This is a genomic window from Nocardiopsis kunsanensis DSM 44524, from assembly GCF_000340965.1.
Lineage (GTDB): Bacteria > Actinomycetota > Actinomycetes > Streptosporangiales > Streptosporangiaceae > Nocardiopsis > Nocardiopsis kunsanensis.
The window spans coordinates 1-25,140 of sequence record NZ_ANAY01000013.1 but is presented as its reverse complement, the minus strand read 5'-3'; the positions used below and the strand labels follow the sequence as shown (position 1 = coordinate 25,140).

19 protein-coding genes are annotated in these 25,140 nt (G+C 70.3%); 10 read left to right on the top strand and 9 right to left on the bottom strand.

Going from position 1 to position 25,140, the window contains the following annotated elements; translation table 11 throughout:
• Positions 1–2 precede the first annotated feature (2 nt).
• The gene (locus D456_RS0110645) at positions 3–2,627 is read right to left on the bottom strand and encodes a sensor histidine kinase (RefSeq protein WP_017576165.1); all 2,625 of its coding nucleotides are present in this window, start codon (positions 2,625–2,627) and stop codon (positions 3–5) included.
• A gap of 530 nt (positions 2,628–3,157) precedes the next feature.
• Between D456_RS0110645 and D456_RS0110640 the strand changes: the two genes are divergently transcribed.
• Positions 3,158–4,273, top strand: a complete 1,116-nt coding sequence (locus tag D456_RS0110640; RefSeq protein WP_017576164.1) for a hypothetical protein — start codon at positions 3,158–3,160, stop codon at positions 4,271–4,273.
• Between the two features lie 42 nt (positions 4,274–4,315).
• On the opposite strand, the gene D456_RS0110635 is transcribed toward D456_RS0110640, so the two are convergent.
• The 4 genes from D456_RS0110635 to D456_RS0110620 form a co-directional block, all read right to left on the bottom strand.
• Entirely contained in the window at positions 4,316–4,711 is a 396-nt protein-coding gene (locus D456_RS0110635; protein ID WP_017576163.1) for a DUF3592 domain-containing protein, read from the bottom strand.
• Between the two features lie 76 nt (positions 4,712–4,787).
• Complete coding sequence (locus D456_RS0110630) at positions 4,788–5,414, bottom strand: TetR/AcrR family transcriptional regulator (RefSeq protein WP_017576162.1); 627 nt, start codon at positions 5,412–5,414, stop codon at positions 4,788–4,790.
• A gap of 166 nt (positions 5,415–5,580) precedes the next feature.
• The gene (locus tag D456_RS0110625; RefSeq protein WP_017576161.1) at positions 5,581–7,701 is read right to left on the bottom strand and encodes a YhgE/Pip family protein; all 2,121 of its coding nucleotides are present in this window, start codon (positions 7,699–7,701) and stop codon (positions 5,581–5,583) included.
• Positions 7,673–8,488, bottom strand: a complete 816-nt coding sequence (locus tag D456_RS0110620; RefSeq protein WP_017576160.1) for an ATP-binding cassette domain-containing protein — start codon at positions 8,486–8,488, stop codon at positions 7,673–7,675. The genes D456_RS0110625 and D456_RS0110620 overlap by 29 nt, the downstream gene beginning before the upstream one ends.
• A 215-nt stretch (positions 8,489–8,703) precedes the next feature.
• On the opposite strand from D456_RS0110620, the gene D456_RS0110615 reads away from it, so the two are divergent.
• Both D456_RS0110615 and D456_RS0110610 read left to right on the top strand, forming a co-directional pair.
• Positions 8,704–9,540 carry a M23 family metallopeptidase gene (locus D456_RS0110615; RefSeq protein ID WP_017576159.1) on the top strand — a complete coding sequence of 279 codons (837 nt, stop codon included), beginning with the start codon at positions 8,704–8,706 and terminating at the stop codon, positions 9,538–9,540.
• Positions 9,541–9,598: 58 nt separating this feature from the next.
• Positions 9,599–10,381 carry an endonuclease V gene (locus D456_RS0110610; RefSeq protein ID WP_017576158.1) on the top strand — a complete coding sequence of 261 codons (783 nt, stop codon included), beginning with the start codon at positions 9,599–9,601 and terminating at the stop codon, positions 10,379–10,381.
• 109 nt (positions 10,382–10,490) lie between these two features.
• Here D456_RS0110610 and D456_RS0110605 read toward each other — a convergent pair whose 3' ends face one another.
• Positions 10,491–11,930 carry a GuaB1 family IMP dehydrogenase-related protein gene (locus D456_RS0110605; protein ID WP_017576157.1) on the bottom strand — a complete coding sequence of 480 codons (1,440 nt, stop codon included), beginning with the start codon at positions 11,928–11,930 and terminating at the stop codon, positions 10,491–10,493.
• 233 nt (positions 11,931–12,163) lie between these two features.
• On the opposite strand from D456_RS0110605, the gene D456_RS0110600 reads away from it, so the two are divergent.
• Positions 12,164–13,087 (top strand): CDP-alcohol phosphatidyltransferase family protein, encoded by a 924-nt coding sequence (locus D456_RS0110600; RefSeq protein ID WP_017576156.1) that lies wholly within the window; start codon positions 12,164–12,166, stop codon positions 13,085–13,087.
• A gap of 116 nt (positions 13,088–13,203) precedes the next feature.
• On the opposite strand, the gene D456_RS23955 is transcribed toward D456_RS0110600, so the two are convergent.
• Complete coding sequence (locus D456_RS23955; RefSeq protein ID WP_083904556.1) at positions 13,204–14,454, bottom strand: acyltransferase family protein; 1,251 nt, start codon at positions 14,452–14,454, stop codon at positions 13,204–13,206.
• Positions 14,455–14,914: 460 nt separating this feature from the next.
• Between D456_RS23955 and D456_RS0110590 the strand changes: the two genes are divergently transcribed.
• From D456_RS0110590 to D456_RS0110580, 3 genes are all read left to right on the top strand, one after another.
• Complete coding sequence (locus tag D456_RS0110590; RefSeq protein ID WP_017576154.1) at positions 14,915–16,867, top strand: amidohydrolase; 1,953 nt, start codon at positions 14,915–14,917, stop codon at positions 16,865–16,867.
• 47 nt (positions 16,868–16,914) lie between these two features.
• Positions 16,915–17,682 (top strand): M48 family metallopeptidase, encoded by a 768-nt coding sequence (locus tag D456_RS0110585; RefSeq protein WP_026115753.1) that lies wholly within the window; start codon positions 16,915–16,917, stop codon positions 17,680–17,682.
• Positions 17,683–17,836: 154 nt separating this feature from the next.
• Entirely contained in the window at positions 17,837–18,916 is a 1,080-nt protein-coding gene (locus tag D456_RS0110580) for a CPBP family intramembrane glutamic endopeptidase (protein ID WP_017576152.1), read from the top strand.
• Positions 18,917–19,021: 105 nt separating this feature from the next.
• Here D456_RS0110580 and D456_RS0110575 read toward each other — a convergent pair whose 3' ends face one another.
• Complete coding sequence (locus D456_RS0110575; RefSeq protein ID WP_017576151.1) at positions 19,022–19,948, bottom strand: aminoglycoside phosphotransferase family protein; 927 nt, start codon at positions 19,946–19,948, stop codon at positions 19,022–19,024.
• 189 nt (positions 19,949–20,137) lie between these two features.
• Positions 20,138–20,815: a sirohydrochlorin chelatase gene (locus D456_RS0110570; RefSeq protein ID WP_017576150.1), complete on the bottom strand. Its 678-nt coding sequence runs from the start codon at positions 20,813–20,815 to the stop codon at positions 20,138–20,140.
• 783 nt (positions 20,816–21,598) lie between these two features.
• Here D456_RS0110570 and D456_RS0110565 point away from each other — a divergent pair.
• From D456_RS0110565 to D456_RS0110555, 3 genes are all read left to right on the top strand, one after another.
• Complete coding sequence (locus tag D456_RS0110565; RefSeq protein WP_017576149.1) at positions 21,599–22,411, top strand: nucleotidyltransferase domain-containing protein; 813 nt, start codon at positions 21,599–21,601, stop codon at positions 22,409–22,411.
• 68 nt (positions 22,412–22,479) lie between these two features.
• Positions 22,480–23,037 (top strand): peptide deformylase, encoded by a 558-nt coding sequence (def, locus tag D456_RS0110560; protein ID WP_026115752.1) that lies wholly within the window; start codon positions 22,480–22,482, stop codon positions 23,035–23,037.
• 244 nt (positions 23,038–23,281) lie between these two features.
• A complete protein-coding gene (locus D456_RS0110555; RefSeq protein ID WP_017576147.1) occupies positions 23,282–24,256 on the top strand; it encodes a coiled-coil domain-containing protein in 975 nt (324 codons plus the stop codon).
• Positions 24,257–25,140 lie beyond the last annotated feature (884 nt).

The window sequence follows — 25,140 nt, the reverse complement described above, 5'->3', positions numbered from 1 at the left end:
GGTCACTCGTCCTTGTCGGTCTCGTGGGTCTGCTTGCCGTCGCGCCGTCCGCGGTCAGTGCCCTTCTGGAACGCGGACATGTTCTTGCGCAGGCGCGCCAGTCGTTCGGCACTGTTCATCTCACCGCCGGACGGACCTCCGGAGAGAGATTCCTCGGCGCCGGACGGAGCGGGGTCGGCGGCCAGCTGGGGGGCCAGGTTCTCCTGGGGGCGCCGCTTGGGCAGGGAGGGGCGTCCTTGGGCGTCGTCGTCGGGACCGGATCTCTCGTTCGAGTTCTCCCCTTCGACGGGTACAGCGGCGATCTTGGAGGTACGGGTGGGCAGCGGGGGCCGCGACGGGGCGGAGCCGTTCGCGGCGCCCGACTCCTGCGGGCCGGGCTGCTCAGGGGACTCGGCGAGAACGTCGGTGCCGGAGGGGGGAGCGCCGGTGGCGGACCCGCCGTTGCCGCCTTCGTCCTGCGGGGCCGGGGAGCCGGGCTCCTCGTTCTGCTCGTCGGAGTCGCCGGTCCGGGACGGCACCGAGGTCAGTACGGGCCTGGGCTGTTCGGTCTCCTGCTCCGCCGACTCGGCGGAACCGGAGGACTCGGCGGAACCCCTTCTGTCTCCGGTGGCCCGGCGGATCTCCCAGATGTCCTCGCTGGTGTCCGGGGAAGCGGGGAGCGAGGCGCGGTCACCGGAGATGAGCTCCTGGGGCAGCAGCACGATGGCCTGTACACCGCCGTAGGGCGATGCACGCAGATGCACCTTGATGCCGTGGCGGTGGGCCAGGCGCGAGACCACGAACAGGCCCAGGCGCATCTTCTCGTTGAGCCGCATGACGTCGAACTCGGGCGGCTCGGCCAGCAGGCTGTTGGCCGAGGCGAGCTCGCCGTCGGACATGCCCAGACCGCGGTCCTCGATCTCGACGGTGACGCCGTTGGGAACGTCTTCGCTGCTCAACCGCACGCTGGTGTGCGGGGGCGAGAACATGGTCGCGTTGTCGACGAGCTCGGCGACCAGGTGGATGACGTCGGCGACCGCGGGGCCGTTGAGGTTCACGCGGGCGAGGCGCTGGCGCTTGACCCGGGTGTAGTCGCCGGACTCGGAGATGGCACCGCGCAGCACGTCGATGAGCGGCATGGGACGGTGCCAGGTACGGCCGGGGGCCTCCCCGCCCAGGATCAACAGGTTCTCGGCGTTGCGGCGGGAACGGGTCGCCAGGTGGTCGAGCTTGAACAGCTGGGAGAGCTGGTCGGGGTCCTCCTGCTCGCGCTCCATCCTGTCCAGCAGGCGCAGCTGGCGGTGGACCAGGGTCTGGCTGCGGTGGGCGATGTTGAGGAAGACACGGTTGACGCCCTGGCGCAGCTCGGTCTGCTGCACGGCCTCGTCGACGGCGGCGCGCTGGGCGGTGTTGAAGGCCTCGGCGACGTCGCCGATCTCGTCGTCGGAACGTTCCAGCTCGGGCATCGAGGCCTTGGTGTCCACACGCTCGCCCCGGTGGAGCCTGGCCATGAGATCGGGCAGCTGTTCGCGTGCCAGGGTCTCGGAGTCGTCACGCAGCTTGAGGAGCTGGCCGGTGAGCTCTCGGGAGGAGCGGCGGGCCAGGAACGTCGCACCGGTGATGACGGCGGCCACGCCGAGGCTTCCGGCAATGGCGATGATGACCCAGGTGTTGGCGCCCGAGCGGGTCATGGCGGCGGCGTACTCGGCCTCGGCGGCGCCGATGGCGGTGAACTCCTCCAGGACCGGCTGGTAGGCCTCGCGCCACTCGTCGGCCTCCACGGGCATGGTCAGGTCGTCGACGGACTCGGGTTCGAGGGTGATCGGGTCGGTGACGGTGTCGCTCTCGACCCGGCGGTCGATGATCTCCTGCTCGTACTCCTTGAGGCGCTCCCACTCGGGGCTGTCGAGAACGGCCTCGTGCCGCTCGAGCTGCTCGTCGGACAGGTAGCGGGAGTTGGCCTCGATGAAGCCTTCGTAGGAGCCCACGAGACGGGTGAACTCGCGCTGGTCCTCGACGGTGAGTTCGCCGGTGTTGAGAGCGCGGGCGATCTGTGCGTCGGCCTTGGCGAGGGTGTCGACCATACGGAAGGTGTAGATGGCGCTGAAACCGGGGCTGACGGCGTCGCCGCTGTTGCCCTCACGGCCCTGGGAGTCGAAGCTGTCGGCGCCGTGCAGGATGAGCTCGTTGTAGTAGTCCAGGACCTCGGCGCGGCCGGCCTCACCGGAGTCGACAGCGCTCCGGATCTGGTCGATGTCGCTGTACATGTCGTGCAGCATCTCGATGTGCATGCCGCCCTCGCCGGGCGACATGTCGGCGAAGCCGATGAGGTCCTCGACGATGGTGCCCAGGGAGTCGTCGGTGGACGCGCGCGCCTCGGCGAGTTCCTGCGAGAGCTGCGCGTCCTCGGGGTTCTCGATGTAGGCGATGGTGGCCGAGCGTTCCCCCATGGCATCGACGAGGCCGACGGCCGAGGGGGTGACGAGGTCCTCGGTGGCGTTGGCGAGGATGAGCTGGAACCCGGCCCAGGTGCCGAGGACGCCGGTGAGGATCAGCCACAGCGCGAACAGTGCGCTGGTGGGGATCATGACCATCGCGCGGATGCGGGCGGTGATACTGCGCCCACGTCGCTTGGGTACTGCCTGCACGGTTCTCCTGTCGATCCGCGTCGAAGTTCATCGGGTGCGGTGTGTCGCCGGGTGCTGAGGGCACCTGGGGGACCCGCTCGGGGTGCGGGTTCGGGGACGATCCCTGGGGCGCGGCGGCCCGGCCTGGGGTGTGACGCGGGACTACCGTAGGGTAACCACTAACGCGGCTTATGGCGTTGGGAATCGTATCTCGCCCCGGAATCGGCGGGTGATGCGGGGGATGTCGGCAGTCTGCCATGACGGACGCGTATGTCCAGCCGAGGACGCATAACGTCTCGGAATACAACCGACTACACAATGCTACATTGGGGCAAAGGTCACATATGGTCGAGTAATGGTGTCCCAAGGCCTCTCAAGTGCGGGAAGCCCCTGTATCGCAAGGGATCCGACAGCCGATGCAGAACCTCCGAACGCCCCCGGAGGGAGATTTTCCCGATCGACCGCCGGTCCTCCTCCGGGCCCGCTAGCGTGGCCCATCGGAACACGCCCCGTCGGGGCGCCCAACGACGTCGGGTGGAGGCGGGCAAAGCATGGGTCGACCCTTCGACACCGGGGGACCGGCCGCCGTCGAGGCGGCCGTGGCGCTGGTACCGCTGCTGGTGGTGGCCGGGGCCGCGCTCTACTTGCGCGCACAGCACACACGTTACGGGCCGATGACCGGGCTACCGGGACAACTCACCCTCCTGGCGCTCTACTCGGGCACCGCGCTGGTCGCATACGCCGTCTGGCCGCTGCCCACCCACACCGACGGGCTCTGCGTCCGCACCGCCGAACCCGCAGCCCCGCCCGCCTCCGGACACGGCCTGACCGAACTCGCCCTGGTCGCCGCGGTCTTCCTGCCCGTGGGCCTGCTCGCCAGACACCGGTTCCGCCGCGGGCCGTTGACCACCCTGGCCCTGGGAACGGCACTCTCCCTGGCCGTGGGCGCCGTCCGCGGAACCGGACTCCTGGGTGTCTACCCCTGCGCCTACGCCGAGACCTCGTGGCTCCTGGTGGCCATGGGTGTGCTGGGCACACTCCTGGGCTGGCTCACCGCACGCCTGGCCCTGGGGACCGGACCCGGACGCCTGGCCCGGGGCTGGCCCGGCGCCGTGCCCGACAGCGCCGTCCCCGGGCTGGCCCGGCGGCTCCTGTCCGGTCTGGTGGACCTGGGACTGTGGTGGTTCGGTGCCGCCTCCGCCCTCGCCCTGGTCCGTCTGTGGACGGACTGGGAACCCTCGCCCGAGGCCGCCGGTACCGTGCTCCTGGCCGTCGCCGTCGTGGGCGCCGCAGTACTTCCGCAGCTGCGCCGCGACCGCACCACCCCCGGAGGGGCCGCCCTTCACCTGGGGCTGGCCGAAGCGCGTTCCACGCACTCGGCCGCACGGTGGCGGGTCCTGGTGCGCGCGCTCCTGCTGCCGCTGCCGGTCGCCATGGCCCTCGTGCTCGCGCCGCTCTGGCTCGCCCCGGTCCTCGTCGCGGTGCACACCAGTACCGCACTCCTGCGCCCCGACCGGGCCGGCCTCGCCGACCTGGCCACCGGGACCCGGGTCACCACCCGGGCGACCCTCACCGGGACGTTGCCCACCCGGCTCGTACGCCACCGTGAACCCGGGCCCGCACCCGCCGGGGCCGGGACCGGATCCGGGACCGCGCCGGGCCGCTGATCCGTGCCGGTGATCCGTACCGGAAGGCCCGCCCGCACCGGTTCAGGTCCAGGCCAGATACCCCAACAGCAGGCCCGCGGAGGTCAGGCACAGGCCCAGCGCGGCGAAGAGCCCCCGCACGTAGTGCGTCATCCAGGGACCCGACACGATCCGGGCCCGCTCGGGGGCATCGGGGTCGTAGGAGACGGTGACGATCTCGCCCGAACGCGAGGCCGCCCACCCGGTGTTCTCGTGCTCGGCGTGCACCTCCACCCCGTCCTCGGTCCGGAACTGCACGACCATACGCGCCGAGGTCGAGGTCTCGGTGTAGCCGATGACCCGGCCCTTGGCACGCACACCGTGGCGGAGCAACCGCAGCTCCACCCGGGTGTCCCGGGTGACGAACCACAACAGCACGAGACCGGCCAACACGGGGAACAAGGGATACAGCGCGGCCATGGAACGGATCCTCTCGGGGGGACGGCAGTGAGGGGGCGCGTCGGGCACGCACCGGCAGCCCCGGCCGGACCGTTCCCTACGCGGGACCGATCAGGCCGTCGGCCATGTGGGCCAGGGTGGTGTGGATGTCCTCGACGGGCCGCTCAGGTTGGAGATTACGCCAGTTCAACGCCACCGTCACAACCATGCCGAACAGAGCCGAGCCGGCCAGGTCCGTGTCCAGGTCCGGCCGCAGGCGGCCCCGCCCGGCCAATTGTTCCAACTGGCCGGTGATGACACCGATCGCCTCGGTACGCAGCTGGTGCACGGTCGCGTACCAGGAACGGTTGGTGCGCCAGGACTCGGCCATGAGCATCCGCGCCAGTTCCTCGTGCGTGCCGATGAAGACCACCCCCGCGCGCAGGACCCGGATCAACGAATCGCGCTCGTCCACGCCCTCCTCCGGCGGCGGGACCGCTTCGCGCAGGGTCTCGGCCAGACGCGTGACCCCCCACTCCAACAGCGCGGTGTAGAGCTCCTCCTTGCCGCCGAAGTTGTAGTAGACGGTGCCCTTGGCCACACCGGCCCGTTCGGCGATCTCGTCGACGGTGGTGACGTCGTATCCGTGCTCGGCGATCAACGACAACGCGGCGTCGAAGAGGCGCTGCCGGGTGGCCTCACGACGGCCGGAGGCGCGTCCGCGGCGCGGGGTGCTCGTACTCATCCTCGTCCGGGGCACGCCCCGGGAGGGAACGCGCCCGCTCCTTCCTGGTGACGGCACACGGGGTGCGGGACCGGGGACGGCCCGGGAGGGGTCGACCGTCCATTGTGCACCCTGCGGGCGTGGTCACGGGGAACACACCCGCAGGGCCGCCAGGGGCGGGGCTCTCTCAGAGTTCCAGCGCCGGGTGGAGCGACTTCATCGTCCGGGTGCGCTTGCGTTCGACCGTGATCCAGGTGAGCACCAACGGCACGAGCAGCCACAGCGACATCACCCCGACCGCCTGCCCGACCAGGAGCATCTCACCCCCGGCCAGCAGTTGCCGCACGGCCGTCACCGCCCAGTACAGCGGCAGATACGGCCCGACCTCCTGGAAGAACGCCGGGCTCGTCTCGATCGGATAGGTCCCCCCGGCCGAGGTCAGCTGCAGGACCAGCAGCACCAGCGCGACCACACGCCCGGCCGAACCGAACCTCACGTTCAGATACTGCACCGTGACCGTGAACGCCGCAGAGGTCAGCAGCAGGAACCCGAGCAGAGCGGGCCAGTTCGGTGCCGAGAGCCCCAGGCCCCCGCTGAGCACCGCCATCATGACCAGGACCTGGCCGGAGCCCAGCATCAGCGGCACGACCCGGCCTGCAAGCGCCACCCGCCAGGACGGGGCGGCCGACGACAGTGCTCGTGAGGACAGCGCCGGCAGCACCATGAACACCATCATCGCACCCACCCACAGCGACAGGGGCACGAAGAACGGGGCGAAACCGGTCCCGTAGTCGGGGGCCTCGTTGTCGATCTCGCTGTCCAACGAGACCGGTTCGCTCATCATCTCAGCCGCGTCGGCCCTGCCCTGGTCGGAGTAGGTCGGGATCTCCTCGGCCCCCTCGTCGAGTCCCTCGGCGAGTTCGTCCGCCCCTCCGGCCAGCTCTCCCAGGCCCTCGTGCAGGTCGGAGGCGCCGCCGCTGAGCGAGCCCAACCCCTCGTCGAGGTCGCTCGCGCCCGAAGAGGCCTCGACCAGGCCGTCGCGCAGGTCGCCCGCCCCCGTGGAGAGCTCGTCCAGGCCCTCGGCCAGTTCGTCGGCGCGTTCGCGCGCCGTGCCGGCCTTCTCCACCAGATCCGGCAGATCCTCGGCCAGGGCCGATGCGGTGGAGCTGACCGCCGCCGCTGTCTCGGCGGCGTCGTCGATGTCGGAACGGTGGTCCTCCACGAAACCCGCCAGCGACAGGGCGGTGTCGAGGCCGTCCTGCACGTCGAGGAGGATCTCGTGGGCCTCCGGGTACTCGTCGGCCAGTCCCGGGTTCTTCTCCAGGAACTCACCCAGGCGCCGGTCGAGCTCGGCCAGCTCCTCGGTCTCGGTCTCCTCCGGCAGCGCTTCCAGGGCGGTGGACAGCTCTGCGGAGCTCTCCGCCACTGCCTCGGCCCGTTCCTGGAGGGCAGGGAGGTCGTCCTCCGCGCGCGGCTGCCACTCGTCGGCGAACTCGTCGAGGCGCTCGACCTGGCCCCCGACCTCCTCGGAAGCGGCCTCGGTGCCCGTGGCCAGGGTGCGCGAGCCCTTCAGGAGCTCGGTCAGACCCTCGTCCAGCTCCCCGGCCCCCTCGTGGACCCGGCCCGCGCCCTCGGACAGCTCACCGGCGCCCTCCTCGGCGTCGCCGGCGCCGGTGGAGAGCTCTCCGGCCCCCTCGGCCGCCTCCTCGGTCCTGCCCTGGACGTCGTTGAACCCCATGAAGATCTCGTCGAAGTAGTCGCTGGTGGCCTCCTGTGCCGCCGCCCTGCGGACCGCTTCGAACGCACTGCCCGTGATCTGGCGTACGACGTAGCCGTTGGCGTCGTTGTAGTTGGCGACCAGCAGGGAACGGGTGGGGCCCTCGTGGTCGCGGGAGGGCGAGGTGAGGTCCTCGCTGAAGTTCGGGGGGATGGTGAGGGAGACGTAGTACTCGCCCTCCTGCACCCCCGAGGCCGCATCGTCGGCCTCCACCAGGTGCCAGTCGAGGTCGCCGCGGTCCAGGAGCTCGTCGGTCAGCTCGCCGCCGATGTCGACCTGTTCCCCGTCGACCACGACCGGCTCGTCCTCGTTGACCAGCGCCACCGGCATGTGCTCGGCACGGTCGAAGGGGTCCCAGAACGACCACAGGTACATCCCCGAGTAAAGCAGCGGGATGAGCACGAGCGCGACCAGCGCCGCCGCTGTGAGCGGGGACCGCAGGAACGACCACATCGTGAGCAGACCCAGTCGGGAAGCGGCGAACAACCGCACACGGGGTGCCTCACGCCTGCGTCCGGTCGGCACGGTCACCTCCCGGGAGTCCGCCCCGGCGCAGCAGGCTGCGCAGCCGCAGTCGTTCGATCCGGTCCGACCTCTCGGTCGCCCCCGTCCGATCGGGTTTCCCGGACTCCTCCGGCCGGTCCGGGCCGGTCCCGGGTTCCTGGTGGATCGGGACCGGACCCTGCAGGAGTGGTCCTCCCACCGCATCCAGCGCGCGGGTATCGGCGCAGGTGGCCACGACGGTGATCCCTTCCTCCGCGAGGCGGGCCAGGGTGCGCCACAGGTCGGCCTGGTGGCCGGAACCGAGACCGCTGTCGACCTCGTCCACCGCGAGCAGTCGCGGTTCGGCGATCAGTGCCAGTGCCAGCCCCAGCCGACGGCGCTCGAGTGTGGACAGGTTCTTGACCGAACCGGACCGGTCGATGCCGGGAACGTCGGCGGCCTCGACGGCCCGGTCGACCAGGCCGCGGCCTGCCGGACGGTTGCGCAGCATGAGCGCCTCGGTGAGGTGTTCGTGTACACGCAACCGTTCGTCCAGCGCGTTGATGTCGTCCATGAGCCCGAGCGAACTGATGCGTCGCACCTTGCGTGCCTGCTTCGGCAGCGTGAACCCGTCCACGTACAGGCTCCCGGCGCTGGGGCGCATTCGGCCGGTGAGGGACAGCAGCAGAGCGCTGCGTCCGCCGCCGGAGTCGGCCTGGAACACGGTCAGGGTGCCAGGCCGGGCGGTGAGGTCGACGCCGGTGTAGACGGGGCCCTCACGTGTGGTGAGCGTGAGGCCCTCCGCCCGGACGCGGGCCCCGGTGGCCCATCGCATGACTGTCCTCCTCTGTTTTGAACTGACTGGTCAGTGCAAAAACTGGCGGGTTCACGTTACTCCTGTGGTGGCGGTGCGATGCGCATCGGGGGACGTGTGCTCGAGCACAGCGCGAGGCAGGCGAGGGCGGAGGGCAGGGTGGCCGAACAGGTGGCCCTGCACATACCATGGTTCTACGTTTTACGTAAAACCGTGAAAGGCGGGAGTTGGCAGACATGGCGCGGGGACAGGAGGAAGGGCGTGCGGGAAGACGGCTGCGGTGGTGCCTGATCAGGGTCCACGGGTGGACCGTCCCCGTGCTGTTCGCGGTGATCGCCGTCGACATCGCTCTCGGCGGGCCCATGGGGGCCTGGTTCCTGCTCCTGTTCGCCGTCGCCGGTTCCTTCTACGCCGGCGTGCTGCTCTGGCTGCGCTCCGGGCGTGAGCACGCCGCACCCGAGCCGGTCGAGGTCGGTGCTCCGGTCACGGGGGAGTGGTTCGCGCTCAACGGCCCCGCCGACAAGGTCCCGAGCCACGGCGTGCGTTTCCTGGGCCAGGAGTACGCCATCGACCTGATCGCCGTATCCGGAGAACGCCCCGTGTCGGTGTGGTGGCCGCCCATGAGCCCCAACGCGGCCTTCCCCGCCTTCGGACGGCCCCTGCCCGCCGTCGCCGAGGCGGAGGTGGTGCACGTGGAGGACGGCGCACGCGACCACCTGAGCCGCGACACCTACCCGGCGCTGCTCCACCTCTTCGCCGAGGGACTGGTCCGCCAGGCCGCCGGAGCCCATCGGATCCTGGGCAACCACGTGGTCCTGGACCTCGGCGGTGGTGTGTACGCCCTCTACGCCCACCTGCGGCGGGGGTCCGCGCGGGTGCGCCCCGGCGACAGGGTCGCTCCCGGCCAGGTGCTGGGCGAGTGCGGCAACAGCGGCAACTCCAGCGAACCCCACCTGCACTTCCAGCTCATGGACGCCGCCGACCCCCGCCTGGCCGTCGGTGTGCCCTTCACCTGGCGCGGTGTCGGTGTCCCGGCCAACGGAACCGCCTTCTCCGTGCCCGGACACCAGTAGCTCCCCCGGTGCGGTTGGATGGGAGGAGACGGCCCCACACGCATTCGGAAGGCACAAGGTGACACAGCTCGCGGAGCTCGCTGCACGGGTCCTGGACGACCCCGAAGGCTGGCCCCAGGACCCCAAGGAGGCCATAGCGCTCCAGCGCCGCATGGCCGACCGGGTGCACGAGGAACCCCTGGACGTGGACGGCGTGCGCCTGGTCGCCGGGCTCGACGTCAGTTACGCCAAGGACGATCCCGCCCTCGCGGCCGCCGCCGTGGTCATGGACGCCCGGACCCTGGAGGTCGTCGAACGGGTCACCGTCACCGCCGAAGTGACCTTCCCCTACATCTCCGGGCTCTTCTCCTTCCGCGAGCTGCCCCCGGTGCTGAGCGCCCTGACCGAGCTCACCACCACCCCCGACGTGCTCGTCTGCGACGGGTTCGGCCTGGCCCACCCGCGCCGGTTCGGTGTCGCCAGCCACCTGGGCGTGCTCCTGGACCACCCCGTCGTCGGCTCCGCCAAGTCGGTGCTCCACGGTCGGCACAGCGTCCCCGGGGACGAACGGGGCTCCTGGACGCCCATGGTTTCGGGCCGGTCCGAGGTCGTCGAGGACTCCGCCCGCCTGGCCGACGAGGGCGCCGAGGTCATCGGCCGGGTCCTGCGCACCCGTGAGCGCGTCAAACCGGTCTACGTCTCCGTCGGGCACCGCGTCGACCTGGCCGGCGCGGCCGACCTCGTCCTGCGGCTCTCCCCGAAATACCGGGTGCCCGAACCGATCCGCCGGGCCGACCGGCTCTGCGGCGAGCGCCGCAAGGAGTACGAGCAGGAGCGGGCCCGGGACCGGTCGGCCGAATGACCCGGCCCCTCGAGCCTCGCCCGACCGGGCGCGGGAACCTTCGCCCGGGAACGACCGAGGGGGCCGACCCGGTGGATCGGCCCCCTCGGGAGAACACAGCGCACGCGTGTCACCAGCTGGTGTGCACCGGGCGTCCCTCGTTGTACCCGGCCGAGCTCTGCACGCCCACCACGGCCCGCTCGGTGAACTCCGCCAGCGTCGTGGCGCCCGCGTAGGTCATGGAGCTGCGTACCCCCGCCACGATCTGGTCGACCAGGTCCTCCACACTCGGGCGTTCCGGGTCCAGGTACATCCGGCCCGTGGAGATGCCCTCCTCGAACAGGGCCTTGCGCGCCCGGTCGAACGGGGAGTCGTCGGAGGTGCGCAGCCGTACCGCACGCGCCGAGGCCATCCCGAAGCTCTCCTTGTACTGGCGGCCCTCGGCGTCGCGCATGACATCACCCGGCGACTCGTAGGTGCCGGCGAACCACGAACCCACCATGACGTTGGAAGCGCCCGCGGCCAGAGCCAGGGCGACGTCACGCGGGTGGCGGACACCGCCGTCGGCCCACACGTGCCCGCCCAGTTCGCGGGCGGTCTCTGCGCACTCCAGGACAGCGGAGAACTGCGGGCGCCCCACAGCCGTCATCATGCGCGTGGTGCACATCGCGCCCGGGCCCACCCCGACCTTGACGATGTCGGCGCCGGCCTCGATGAGGTCCCGGGTGCCCTGCGGGGTGACGATGTTGCCCGCCACGATCGGTACACCCGGCGAGAGCGCCCGTACCTTGGCCACAGCGGCCGTCATCTTCTCCTGGTGCCCGTGCGCGGTGTCGATGACCAGGGTGTCCACGCCGGCCGCGAGCAGCTCGGCGGCCCTGCCCGCGACGTCGCCGTTGACCCCCACGGCCGCTGCCACACGCAGGTTGCCCCCGGCGTCCACCGCCGGGGTGTACAGGGTCGAACGCAGCGCGCCGGTGCGGGTGAGAACACCCTGCAGGGCGCCGTCGCCGTTGACCACGGGGGCGAGCCGGTGCCGGAAGTCGTGCAGGATCCCGAAGGCCTCGCGGGGCTCGGTGCCGGCCGGGACGGTGAGCAGCTCGGTGGACATCACGTCCCGGAGCTGGGAGAAGCGGTCCACACCCGCGCAGTCGGCCTCGGTGACCACACCGACGGGACGGCTGTCCTCGTCGATGACGATCACGGCGTTGTGCGCCCGCTTGGGCAACAGGTTGAGCGCCTCACCGACCGTGCTCGTCGGGTTCAGCGTGATGGCGGTGTCGTGGACCAGGTCGCGCTGTTTGGTCCACGCGATGACCTCGGAGACCACGTCGATCGGGATGTCCTGCGGGATGACGGTGATACCGCCGCGCCTGGCGACCGTCTCGGCCATCCTGCGGCCCGCGACCGCGGTCATGTTGGCGACCACCAGCGGGATCGTGGTGCCCGTTCCGTCGGTTGACGACAGGTCCACGCTCAGCCGGGAACCGACAGTGCTGCGGCCCGGGACCATGAACACGTCGCTGTAGGTCAGGTCGTGCTGCGGGACCTGGTCGTTGAGAAAACGCAATGCCTCATACCTTGGTCGAGACCGAAGGGGGTGGACCATCCGTCGTCTGGCACGAGCGGCCGCCTGTTGATCCCCCGCTTACCTGTCGATTATGCCGTGCGTGGATTAGGTCGGTCGATACCCCGTCTGCAATGATGACTCGCGTTCCCGCTCGTTGATGCCCCTCAGCCGCCCTGGAACCGGTGCCATGCCCCTTCGTGCCGCGGCGGTGGGGCGCTCTGGAGATCCCATCTATGACGCGTTTCACTCTGACGCAGGTCAAGGACGAGACCTACAAGGTGAAGGACGCCTGGTGGACGGTCTACCTCGTGGACCCGCTCGCCGGACGTCTGGTGGTGTGGACCGCCAACCGGACCGCCATCACCCCGAACCAGCTGACGGCCGGAGCGGGTGTGTTCGGCCTGTTGTCCGCACTCGCCTTTCTCGTGCCCGCGTTCGCGGCCGGCAGCGACTTGCCGTGGCTCCTCGCGGGTGCCCTGCTGTTCCACCTGAGTTTCGTCCTGGACTGCATGGACGGCAAGATCGCCAGGCTCAAGGGCACCGGTTCGCTGTTCGGCAGTTGGGTCGATTTCGTCTTCGACCGGATCCGTTTCTTCGGCTGCGTCATGGCCCTGCTGATCGGCCAGTGGCTGACCACAGGTGAGATCGCTTACCTGATCGTGGCGCCCGTGGTGGTCTTCTTCGATCTGCTGCGCTACCTCAACGGCCCGCAGGTCGCCAAGACCCGCCGCACCATGAACCAGAAGCTGGCCGAGGCCGAGGGCCGCCCCGACCCCGCTTGGCAGGACTCCGACGGGGACCCCGAGAACGCGGACACCGGGAACTCCGGGCCCGCCGGGAACGGCGACAGCGCACCGCCGGCCGGCCTCTACCCGCGCGTGCGCAATGCTCTTGCGCGGCACCGGGTGCGCCCGCACCTGTTCAGCGGGATCGAGTTCGAGATGTTCCTGTGCGTGGTCGCTCCGGCCACGGTCCTGGTGTCCTTGTTCACCCCGCTCAACAGCCTCGTCATCCCTGTAGCGGTGCTGTCGGTCCTGGCGCTGTCCTTCTTCGAGATCGTGCTCGTCCTGCGTTTGTGGAAGGACACCCGCCGCTTCGAGTCGCGTATGCGCTCCTTGGCCGTGTCCGACGACACGGCCTCCCGCGGCGGCAGTTGAGTCCGTGCCGGGCCCGGGGGCGGACCCCTGACAGACGAGTGCCGTGCCGGTTCCCCGAGGGGTCCCGGCACGGCACTTCCCGTGTCAGGGGGACGCCGCGGGGCGCCCCGGGCGGGTCAGGAGGAACCGGGGCGCTGTTCCGGCCCCTTGCCCTCGCCGGAGTCCGGCCCTGATCCCCGGTTCTCCCCGGACGCGGTGCCGGGAGCGGCCGGGACCTCCGAGGCGGGCGAGTCGTCCGATGGGCTCGATCCGGACATCGCGGCCGCGGGGGCGGGCTGCTGGTCGTTCCGCCGCAGGAACCACGTGGGCTGGGGCTCCACGGCCCACTTCATGGCCTTGCGCACCCAGGGGGAGCACAGCAGCAGCACCAGGGACACGGCGAGCGTGGTGGTCACTGCCAGGCCGATCGGTCCGGTGCCCTCGAAGAAGTCGTAGTACGGCGAGGTCTTGAGGACGAGCAGCACCACGGAGTGGCCCAGGTACACGAACAGCGTGTAGGCGCCGAGCTTGGTGAACCAGGTGCGCTTCTTGGGCGTGAGCGTCAGTACCGCGAAGGACATCGCCAGAGCGATCCCCATGAAGATCAGGCGGATCGCCATGCTCGGCAGCAGGGGGTCGATGTCGCGGTCGGTGAGGCTCTCACGCCAGAACAGCCACTCGCGGCTGACCTCTTCGTTGGCGATGAACAGGGCGAAGGCGAAGGTGGTGGCGAAGACGGCCACCGCGCCGACGCGCGCCCAGACGCGGTCGAGGAGGGCGAGGTGCTCCTTGCGCAGGGCCAGGCCCAACACGAAGAACGGCAGGAAGCTGAGCACACGGCCCAGGGAGAGCGTGGTGCCCAGGTCGGCGGTGGCGGCGAAGGCCGAGATGATCACCGCGATCGTCACGGGCCAGCGCAGCCGCTTCCAGACGGGCACGCTCAGGCGCCACAGGAAGAGGGCGACCAGGAACCACAGGGACCAGGTCGGCGTGAGCACCGACAAGGAGTCCGGCAGCCCTTCGTCGACCGCGTAGATGGTCTGGTGGATGGCCCAGAAGATGAGATAGGGGACGGCCAGGGTCAGGACCGCCTTCTCGACACGGTTGGGAGAGGCGTCGAAGTTCCTCGACAGGTACCCGCTGATCAGGATGAACGCGGGCATGTGGAAGAGGTAGATCCAGTAGTAGAGGACCTGGGTGGGCGGGTAGTCCCGAAGCGGTTCGATCGCGTGGCCGAACACGACCAGGGCGATGAGAACGAATTTGGCGTTGTCCAGGCGGGAATCGCGGTTCGGGACCTGGGCGGACTGCTCGGGTCGGTCAGCGGAGTCCGGGACGCGGCTCACGCCGTGCCCTGGATCAGGCTGCGGGGACACCGGGCTGGTCATGGATGAGGCCACAGAAGGACTCCGAGGTTCGGGATGTCTTGGGCAGGGACGTTCGCGGTGCGTCGGCTGCGTTACGGGGCCGGGTTCGTCGAGGGGCGAACGCTGTCGGTGCCGCGTGGTGCGCGAGGGGGACACCGGCCGATTCACGGGATCTGTCCACATCGTGTCCCGTTACCATACGGTGATGTGGCGAAGGCTTCCAGTGGGTAACCCGAATCGCTGGAAAGTTCCAGAAAAGTCACATGTCGATCAACCGCAGTGGTGTGGGGCGAGCGTGACCGGGCCGACGCGCGGCAATGGGTCGCTTTCCGTGTGCAGACCCTAACCCATCGGGGCGAGGGCTTGTACATTCCCGTGGTGGCCATGCCGATGTGGGCCGGAGCCCCGGCCCGGCTAAGCTGCGGAGGAGTACAGGAGCCCCCCGAACAGGCGACTGCCTCAGTCGAGAACGAAGAAGGCGGTGGAAACCGTGCCGCACGCGGTGGACCCCAACCGTGCAGCTCAGCACGGGAGTGTGGTCATGCGACTCCTCGACGAGATCTTCCCGCTCGTCGAGGGGTTCTACGTCGACCTCCACAAGAACCCTGAGCTCTCCCACGCCGAACACCGCACCGCCAGCGGGGTCGCCGAGTGGCTCGCCCGCACCGGGTACGAGGTGCACAAGGGCATCGGAGGGACCGGTGTCGTGGGCATCCTGCGCAACGGTCCCGGACCCACGGTCATGCTGCGTGCCGACATGGACGCACTCCCGCTGGAGGAGAAGACCGGACTGCCCTACGCCAGCACGGCTCGCACCGACGACACCGAGGGCACCGAGGTCCCCGTCATGCACGCCTGCGGACACGACGCCCACACCGCCTGCCTGGTGGGCGCCGCCGACCTGCTGTCGGAGACCCGCGACCAGTGGGCCGGCACCGTCATGGTCGTCGCCCAGCCGGGCGAGGAGACCCTCGACGGCGCCCAGGGCATGATCGACGACGGGCTCTACGACCGTTTCGGCCGTCCCGACGTGGTCCTGGGGCAGCACCTGGGACCCCAGCCCGCAGGGCTCATCTCGCACCGGGCCGGGATCATCCTCGGGGCCGCCAACTCCTACCGGGTCCGGATCTTCGGCGAGGGCGGACACGCCTCTCAGCCGCACACCACCGTCGATCCCGTGCTCATCGCCGCCAACGTGGTCTCCCGCTTGCAGGGCGTGGTCTCACGAGAGATCAGCCCCAGCGAGATGGCGGTACTCACCGTCGGCCGTGTCCAGGCCGGTACCAAGGCCAACATCGTCCCCGACGAGGCCTACCTGGAGATCAGCACACGGGCGCTCAACGACAACGTCGCCCTCCAGCTGGAGACGGCCGTCGAGCGCATCGTACGCGCCGAGGCCGCCGCCTCCGGCGCCGGACGCGAACCCGAGGTGGAGCGCTTCCAGAGCAGCGGGACCACCTTCAACGACCCCGCCAGCACCAACGAGGTCGCTTCCGCCCACCACGCCTACTTCGGCGACGAGTACGTCATCCACTTGCCCGATCCCTCGCCCGCCACCGAGGACTTCTGCGCCTTCGGGCTCCCGGGCGACATGCAGCCCATCCCGTACGTGTTCTGGTTCGTGGGCGCCACCCCGCACGACGTGTGGGAGTCCGCCCCCGGCAGCACGCCGTACGAGAAGATGGGCAACGTCCCGAGCAACCACTCGCCCTACTTCGCCCCCGCCCGCGAACCCACGCTGCGTGCCGGGCTCGCCGCGATCACCGTCGCTGCCCTGGCCTACCTCGGCCAGGAGAACCCCGACGCCGCTCCCGTGTCAGTGGAGGCCGAGGAGCCCTCGGGTGCCGCAGTGCCCGGGCCCGCGCCGGTCGACGCCCCGGCCCGGCCCGTCCCGCAGGACGCCCTGCCACCCGAACCCGAGCTCTCGCCCGACCTTCCGCCGATGCCCGAACCCGTCCAGGCCGAGCCCTTCCAGGCCGAGTCCGTGCCGGACGGGCCGCCGTTGGGCGAACCCGTACCCGAGGACGGATCCGCTCCGGAAGGCCCGCCCCCGGGCGGGCCCCCGACGGGTGAACCCGTTCCGGGCGGCCCGCCTTCCGGGGAACCGGTACTGGACGAGCCCGTGCCGCACGCGCCCGAGGAGTCCTACGAGAACCCGTTCCTGGCCGCGTCCTCCTCCTGGACCGATGTCCCCGACGAGCCCCCGGCCCCGGGGAGGACCACCGCCGATCCGCAGCACGCCGACTCCACGTACCCGGCCGACATGGACCGGTACCTGCAGGAGGGGGACGAGCTCGGTCAGGCCCCACCGCCGCAGGCCCCGCCGTCGGGCCCGGCCTACTCGGGTCCGTCGCCCGAGGGCAGCGCCCAGCAGGGCCCGCCGCCTCCGCCGGAGGGTGAAGGGGAGCGGCCCGACCACGACCGCCGGTTCTGAACGCACACGGGGGGCGCCCCGCCCGCTGGGGCTGGGGCGACCCCCACCTGCGCCGACGGCTGCGCCATCCGCGGGAGAACACTGCGCTCGCGGTGTGCGTGGCCGTCACCGGGCTGGCCGTTCTCGGTGCGGTCAGCCGTTTTCTGTCCGGTGCCCCCGACCAGCCGCTGCTGCTGCTCAGCATCCCGCTGCTGGTCTACTTCGTGCGCGGATACCTGCACGCCCTCCAGCGGGTCAACGGAGTGCGTATCACCGGAGAACAGTTCCCCGAGGCCCACCGGATGGTCCGGGAGGCAGCCGAGCACTTCGGCATGCCCCACGTCCCGGAGGCCTACGTCGTGCTCGGCAACGGTGTCGTCAACGCGTTCGCGTCCGGACACGGGCAGCGCCGCTACGTCGCGATCAACAGTGACCTGTTCGAGGTCGGCGGCCGACTGCGGGACCCCGACGCCCTGCGGTTCGTCATCGGCCACGAGGTCGGACACATCGCCGCCGGCCACACCTCCTTCTGGCGCCAGTTCGGCATCTCCGTGGCCAACGTGATCCCCGGCGTCGGCAGCACCCTGGGACGTGCCCAGGAGTACACCGCCGACAACCATGCCCACGCCTTCTGCCCCGAGGGCCGCCACATGCTCCAGGTCCTGGCCGCCGGCAAGTACCTCTACCCCGACGTGGACTTCGACGACATCGCCGCCCGTGCCCACACCGACACCGGGTTCTTCGTGCTACTGGTCAACCTCTTGTCCAGCCATCCGGTCAACACCTTCCGGTTCGCCGCGCTGGCCGACCCCGACAGGCCCGGACGGCTCCTGTGACCGGCTCCGGGACGACGCACGGCCGGCCCCGCTCCGTGTGATCCGTGGCACTGCCCACCCTGGTGTGTTCTTCGCAGCGCAGCTCAAGGGGTGTGGGCGCGAACATGTGGTCCGTACGGTTCGAAAAGCAGCGGATCGCCCCTACCATTGCCCCGTGCCATGGTCCGAGACTCTTCCTCAAGTCAGCCTCGCCGGGACCCTTCTGGCGGTCCTGCTGCTCTTCTTCGCGGCGATCGGGGAACCCCTGCTCGGGCGACGGGCCTACGCCTGGCTCTCCCGTAGCCGCTTCGACGACGAGCGTTCCCTGAAGCTGCTCCACGCCGTCACCATGGGCGTGCACGTCCTGTGGGGGCTGCTCGTGCTGCTCGTGGTCGTGCTCTCGCCCGGGCTCGCGGCCGACGATCTCGGACTGCGTGCGCCCCACGCGGTCGGCCCGGTCGTGGGCGGTGCGATCGGCGGTCTGGTGGCGCTCGCGCTGTTCTGGGTGTTGGTCAACGGCATGCCCAGCCGCGAACGGCTGCTGCCCGGGAAGCCGGACGAACGCCTGCCCGGGCCGAAGAAGCGCGGGACCCACAAGGGGCGCCGCGCCGCAGACCGTCCCATGACCCTGCCCGAACCCGGCCGCAGGGTCGAGGAGCTGCTCTATCCGCGTACCCGCGCTGAGCAGGCGACCGCCGCCGGCACCGCCGTCACGGGCGGGTTCTTCGCCGAACTGCTGTACCGGGGCCTGTTCATCACCCTCGTGGCGAGTATGGGACTGCCCCTGCTCGTGGCCGCGCTGCTGTCGATCCTGCTGTTCTCCCTCGCGCACGTCTATCAGGGGTGGTGGGGCACTGCCCACGGGGCCCTGACCGGGACCCTGTTCACTGTCCTGTACCTGGGGACCGGGAGCCTGTGGGTACCGATCGCCGTGCACGTGGGGCTCAACTTCCGCTCGATGGTCTTCCCGCCCGCATCGGCGGCGCCCGACGACGACCGGCACGACTACTACGACGATTACTACGACTACCCGGACACGGGGGAGACGGCCGACACCGGCGCCACCGGTGATCACACGTCGTGGGGGAGCGGAGCCGCTGAGGGCACCGGGAGCCCGGGCGAGCGGACGCCGTGGGGCGGAGGGTCCCTTCCGGGCGGGGGCGACCCGCGCGGCCGGGACCGGCTGAGTGCGGACGACCCCCAGGCGTACTGGGACATGCTCGACGATCCCCGGGACGACCGCCGAGCCCCCTGAGCCCGAGCCGCCCCGGCCCCGAGCCCCGGGGCCGGCACGGTGCGGCCTCCCGGCGCGCGTCAGCGCGACCGTCGGGCCGACGGGTGACGGTGGGGCCGGGAGGGTTCAGGGCACCTGGCTCTGGGCGAGTTCCATGACCGTCTCGAACTCCTTGCTCTGCTGCCGGCCCCGGTTGACCATGGCCACCGCGAGGCACGGTGCGAACGCACGCGCCCAGTCGAGCATCCGTTCCGCGTCCATGCCCGTGGCCTTGGAGAGCTCCTCGGCGCGCTGCCGGGCCTGGGCGGGGTCGGTGATCCGCCACATGAGCCAGTCCACCGTGTCGGATGCGCCGTCACCCGCGCACGCGCGTGGGTCGAGCGCCACGAGCCCGCGCGCGCCGCCGTCGATGACGTTGCCGGGATGCAGGTCGCCGTGCAGGGGCACCGTGCCGACGTCGTCGTGGGCGAGGTCGCGTGCTCGGTTGAACCCCTGGTGCAGGACCGCAGGTGGGACGATCCCGGCCGCCGGACCCTCGGCCCGTTCACGTCCCCACATGTCGAAGACGAATTGCACACGCGCCATGAGCGGCCGCAACTCCGCGAGATGCTCCGGTTCACCGTCCACGGAGTGCAGGCCCTGGATGAGCGCGCCGATCGTGGCCATCGGGGGCAGTACGCCCGAGGCGGACAGAGGCCGCCCCCGGATCCGCTCCATGAGGATCGCACCGCGGTCGTGGTCCAGCTCCCACACCTCGGGTACCCGGCCGCACTCGGCCCACATCCGCAGCATCTGTGCCTCGGCCTGGGCCAGCCCGTGGTCGGGCGAGAGCTTCAGGACACCTCGGCGGCCGTCGGCGAGCGTCACGTACACGACCACGGAGGTGCGCCCTCCCGGGACCGCCGAGTGCTGCAGGGTCAGGTCCCATTCCGTGGCGAGTGCTTCGAGCGTGGCGGGCAGTTCCTCCAGCCAGTCGCCGACGTGGGCCCCGAATCGCCGCTCGAACCGACGGCGTTGCTCCTCGCCGACCCACCGCTCTGTGACTTCGCTCATGTGTTCACCTCAGGTTCGCCCGCACCGCAGTCCGGCCGCGCTGCGCGGACGCGGGGTGTGAGCCCCGCCCGGGTCCAGGACGGGCCGCGACCGGGGTGTCCCGTTCACCGGGCTGTGCCGTCGTGCGGGAGATCCCCGCCGTTCACGGCCCTACCCACCCCGGCCCGGCGATAACAGTCTCCGTCGGGCTCAGACGAGGCGTCCCTTGGCGGTCCGGTGCTGGGCGAGCAGGGTGTCGACGACCAGCTCGGAGGGCCACAGTGGTGAGGTGATCGCGGTGGCGTCCAGGGAACGCAGCAGGTCGAAGTCGGACCCGTCGACCATGCGCCAGGCCGCGACGGCGACGTTGCCGTGCCCGCCGCGGCGCAGGCGGTCCACGGCGTCGGAGACCGAGGGCGCCCAGGTACGCAGATAACCGACCTGGACGGGGGTGTCGAGGCGCCGGCTGAGCATGCGCGCCACGTCCGTGACCACGGTGCGTTCATCGGTGCCGGTGGCGCCGTCGGCCGCCAGGACGACCCCGTCCTGGCGGCTCCACCCGGATTCGGTCAGGCGTGTGGCCATGTCCGAGACGATGGAGGGGACGGCGCCCAGGGGAGGGGTGTGGCAGGAGTCGCGCAGCTCCGACAGCCCGATACGGGAGAGCATGTGGGCGCTGGCGACGTCACCGCCCGCCACGAACGCCGGTACGACGACCTTGGGGCCTTGTACCCCGTGGACGGTGGCGGCCACCTCCGCTGGGGCGCCGAAGGCGGGGGTCACGGGAACCTCGCCCCGATCGGCGACGGCGCCGGCCAGGCCGTGGAGGGCTTCCCGGCGTTGGGCGTCGCGGGAGTCGTCGGCTACGAGGACCATCGTGGGGACCATGCACGGCTCCTTGGGATCGCTACGTCCTCTCTGCCGACGCGTACCGAGCGTAAACAGGCACGGTTTTTCCTGAGTTCCCCGTGTTGTCCGGAGGGAAGCGGCAGAGAGTGGTTGGTTTGGTTATCACCTTGGAAGGGCTCGGTGAACCATAACGATTTCCGAAGTGCAGGGGAGGGGTCGGTCGGCGATGGTGGTGATGCGCACTTCCCGGGCCTTCAGGGGAAAACGGTATTACCCCTCTCGCCTGTGCCAATGATACGCAGCCCCGGGCGAAAACCCACAAAATGAGTCCGAAAACTCATTACTCGCCGGTAGGGAGTTGCTCGTGTGGGTGGAGTGGCTTTTTTGATCCTCTCCAGAGAGATATCCACGAAGAATTCCCGTGCATTCGCATGGAGCAGGTGCACATGCTGAGAGCGCCCCACCGGCACGGAGGGTGGCCCGGGCGCTGAGCCGTGCCGCCCTCCCCGACGGCGGGGGAGGGGGCCTTGCCATATTCGTTCGCCCTGTGTCAAGGGTGTGAGCTCCCCTCCTCTGTTGCGGGCGCACACCACCTGACGTGGGGAGACAGGGTGCGAGTGCGGCGTGATCACTTGCCAACTCACCCGAGCGCGCTCAAACTTGGAGACGAGCGGACACCGTGCACCGGTCGGACACAACACGCCACCTTCGGCACCACGGGTCACACGGATCGCATCCGTTCCGCACGGCGAACCGTGCCCTTCCGTCCGCTCTTACCGGAACCCGCACGACCCACGACGAACCATTCAGACTGGAGTGAGTATGGCCGTCCACCCGCGGGTGCAGACGCTGGCCCAGACCTTCCTCTCCCACGCCGACCACGAGGCCCCCGGTCTCGTGTGCGGCCTGTACCTGACCGGTTCGGTCGCGCTCGGCGACTTCCGCCCCCACACCAGCGACGTCGACTTCGTGGTGGTCACCGACCGCCGCCCCGACCCCGACCAGGCCGACCGCCTGCGCCGTGCCCACATGCGTACGCGCAGCGAGATGCCCGGCCCCCAGTTCAACGGTGTCCACGTCACCTGGGACGACCTCACCCGCGACCCGGCCGCTTGCGGTCCCGTCGCCTCGGTGGTCGGGGGCCGGTTCCGGTCCCGCGCCCAGCAGGACGTCAACCCCGTGACCTGGCACGTCCTGGCCGAACGCGGTGTGACCGTGCGAGGGCCCCATCCCCTGGAACTCGACGTGTGGGACGAGCCGGAGAGTCTGCGCGCATGGTCGCTGGGCTCGCTCGACGAACAGTGGCGCCGTTGGAGGGAGAAGGCCGGGCGCCTGGTCACCCCGCGCGGCCTCGCCGTGCTGGGATCCCTCGCCCCCTCCTGGAGCGTGCTCAGCGTCAGCCGCCTGCACTTCACACTCAGGACCGGCGAGATCACGTCCAAGTCGGGGGCGGGAGCCTACGCCCTGCACGCCTTCCCGGAGAAATGGCAGCGCATCGTCAACGAATGCCTGCGCGTACGCCGTGCCTCCCAGGGGCCGTCCCTGTACGAGAGCGCCCTGGCCCGCCGCCGTGCCGCGCTGGACTACATCGAGATGGTCCTGGACGAGTCCCTGCGCGGAAAGCTCGCCACCTGAGCCGGTCCGGCCGGCGGGAGGAAACGGGACACGGGCCGCCCGTCCGCGGGGCCGCTTAACCTGTTCCTATGAGCATGTGCCCCATCGTCCGTTTCGGCGACCCCGTACTCACCAGTCCGACCGTCCCGGTCACTTCGTTCGACCGGCACACCGAGAAGCTGGTCCGCGACCTCCTCGACACCGTCGACGCCCCGGGGCGCGCCGGTGTGGCCGCCACCCAGATCGGTGTGGGGTTGAGCGCCTTCAGCTACGACGTCGACGGCCGTGTCGGTTACGTCATCAACCCGCGCATCGTGGAACTGTCCGACGAACTCCAGGACTGCGACGAGGGCTGCTTGTCCATTCCCAAGCTCTGGTACCACACCAAGCGTGCGCGCCGGGCGGTGGTCACCGGGGTCGACGTGCGCAACGAGCCCGTCACCGTGGAGGGCACCGACCTCATGGCCCAGTGCTTGCAGCACGAGACCGACCACCTCGACGGCATGCTCTACATCGACCGGTTGCCGAAGGAGGACCGGAAGCGGGCCCTGCGTGACATTCGCCGTTCCGACTGGTTCCTCTCCGGTTCCCAGGACAGCGAGGCGCAGCAGGGAAGCGCCCTGCCGAGCGCTTTCGGTGGCGCCTGAACAGGGAAACCTGTCCACGGCCCGTGGGTGGGACGGACGCGGCGGGCGCGGACGGTCGTCGGTAACAGGTATGTTCTAGACACATCCCCGCGCAGTCCACAAGCCCGGCGTTCGACACATCGGGCATGTAACGCCAAGATCTCGTATGGTCTTCTCAGACCTCCGGCTCCGCGGTTGCAACCCCCCTCCTGACCCTCCACGGCCGCGGGCGACCGGATGTGTCCAGACCATCCACGGAGCCGACATGACATCCTCTCCTCGAAGCCGCACCCTGCGCACCCAGCGGGCCCTCCTCACCCTCACCACCATCAGCGCCGCTCTCCTCCTCGGGCCGGTCGCGGGGGTCGCACACGCCGATCCCGACGACGTCGACATCGACGAACTCACCGAGCGCGCAGAGGAACTGGAGGAGTCCTACAACGGCGAACTCCTCCAGTTCAACGAGATCAAGGACCGTGTCGAGAAGGCCGAGGAGGACCTGGCAGAGGTCGAGGAGCGCCTCGAGGCCTCCCGCGGCACCGTCTCGGAGATCGCCCATGCCCGATACGTCGACGGTGCCGTCGACCCGGCGCTGCGTGTGGTCTTCGACAGCGACCCCGAGCAGATGTTCTCCGACGCGGCCAACGCCAACTACCTGGGCGAGTCACAGGCCGAGCAGATCTCCGACCTCATCGACACCCGCGACGAGGCCGAGGAGGTCACCGAGGAGCTCGACACCGAACTCCAGGACGCCGCCGAACTCGTCGAGGAGCTCGAGGAACAGAAGGACGACGTCGAGGAGCGCATCGCGGAGCTGGAGGCCGAGGAGGAGGCCCAGAACCCCGGCAACGGCGACGGCAGTGTCCCCGCCGACGCCCGGGGCCCCGGTTTCGCCGACGTCACCCCGACAATGGCCACGATCCGCGACGACATCATCGGCCAGTTCGGCGCGCCCTTCCCCGTGGGCTGCTACCGGCCCAGCGCCGACGACCACGGCGAGGGCCGTGCCTGCGACTTCATGATGAGCGCCAACGGTGCCATGCCCTCGGAGGGGAACCGGCAACTCGGTACGCAGATCGCCCAGTACGCGATCGACAACGCCGACCGGCTGGGCATCGACTACATCATCTGGGAACAGCAGATCTGGCACACCGGCAGCCGGCAGTGGCGCGGCATGGAGGACCGCGGCAACCTGACCCAGAACCACTTCGACCACGTGCACGTGTCATCACTGACCTAGTAGTACTTCGTTAACTTGTGTCGGGGTCGGGGCCTGAGGGCTGAAGGCTCTGGTCCTGAGGTGGGGAGGTGCGTTGGGGGTGGATGGACCGGTGCAGGTGGGCCGGGGCCGATGGTCGATGGACCGGTGACGGGTGGGTGGTGTTCGTCGGAGCGCCGAGCGTAGCCCGGCCGGGGCTTCCCGCAACCCGCTTCGGCGCCCCGCCACACCTGCTTCATCGCGCTGATGGTGGCGGGTGTGTGATGGGTTCTCGCGGCGCCTCGGGGTGTGCGGTCCGCCCCTTCCCCGGGCCGGCCCGCTCTCGCCGCCGAACACCCAACGGCCGCAGACCAACCATCCGCCCAAAAAGGGTGGGGGACCCAACCGCCAACCCCCAGTGGTGGGCCATTGCGGTCAACGCTTGCGGTGTGTGCACGGTGGCTCGCTCCTGCGGAGGCAACGGCCGGCCCCGGCCGCTCCCGGCGGCGTATGGAGGCCGGGGGCGGCAGGCGTGTGCGCAGCCACCCCAGGCCCCGCTTGCTCCCGGCAGGGCGTTGCAGCCGGGGCCCACCAGCGTGGGCACCCCTGCTTCGGAGAATCTCCCCCGCCGGTGGAGCTGGAGCACACCGGGGGAGCTGGAGCGGCCCCGTGCGGACCCCGGAGACCGAAAACCACCGTTGACAGTGCTCGTGTGGGCACCAGCACCCGCCTACGGTGCCCACACGGGCACTATCACCCGCCCGGCCCGGCACCGCCTGGGCCTCGAATCCGACCCCGGCAACAAGAACCACAGCCGAAGCCGGTTCCGGCAGCAATACCCACGCGCCGAAACCCGCCCAGCCACCCGCACACCGGCCGCCCCCGGACTCAATGCTCTGCTGGGGCAGGCGGGGCCTCGGGGGCCG

Excerpts from the sequence above, each read along its gene's own strand:
- def (WP_026115752.1), top strand. The coding sequence starts at position 22,480 with ATGAGCATGTGCCCCATCGTCCGTTTCGGCGACCCCGTACTCACCAGT.
- D456_RS0110615 (WP_017576159.1), top strand. The coding sequence starts at position 8,704 with ATGGCGCGGGGACAGGAGGAAGGGCGTGCGGGAAGACGGCTGCGGTGG.
- D456_RS0110565 (WP_017576149.1), top strand. The coding sequence starts at position 21,599 with ATGGCCGTCCACCCGCGGGTGCAGACGCTGGCCCAGACCTTCCTCTCC.
- D456_RS0110635 (WP_017576163.1), bottom strand. The coding sequence starts at position 4,711 with ATGGCCGCGCTGTATCCCTTGTTCCCCGTGTTGGCCGGTCTCGTGCTG.
- D456_RS0110555 (WP_017576147.1), top strand. The coding sequence starts at position 23,282 with ATGACATCCTCTCCTCGAAGCCGCACCCTGCGCACCCAGCGGGCCCTC.
- D456_RS23955 (WP_083904556.1), bottom strand. The coding sequence starts at position 14,454 with ATGACCAGCCCGGTGTCCCCGCAGCCTGATCCAGGGCACGGCGTGAGC.
- D456_RS0110620 (WP_017576160.1), bottom strand. The coding sequence starts at position 8,488 with ATGCGATGGGCCACCGGGGCCCGCGTCCGGGCGGAGGGCCTCACGCTC.
- D456_RS0110630 (WP_017576162.1), bottom strand. The coding sequence starts at position 5,414 with ATGAGTACGAGCACCCCGCGCCGCGGACGCGCCTCCGGCCGTCGTGAG.
- D456_RS0110575 (WP_017576151.1), bottom strand. The coding sequence starts at position 19,948 with ATGAGCGAAGTCACAGAGCGGTGGGTCGGCGAGGAGCAACGCCGTCGG.
- D456_RS0110600 (WP_017576156.1), top strand. The coding sequence starts at position 12,164 with ATGACGCGTTTCACTCTGACGCAGGTCAAGGACGAGACCTACAAGGTG.
- D456_RS0110570 (WP_017576150.1), bottom strand. The coding sequence starts at position 20,815 with ATGGTCCCCACGATGGTCCTCGTAGCCGACGACTCCCGCGACGCCCAA.
- D456_RS0110640 (WP_017576164.1), top strand. The coding sequence starts at position 3,158 with ATGGGTCGACCCTTCGACACCGGGGGACCGGCCGCCGTCGAGGCGGCC.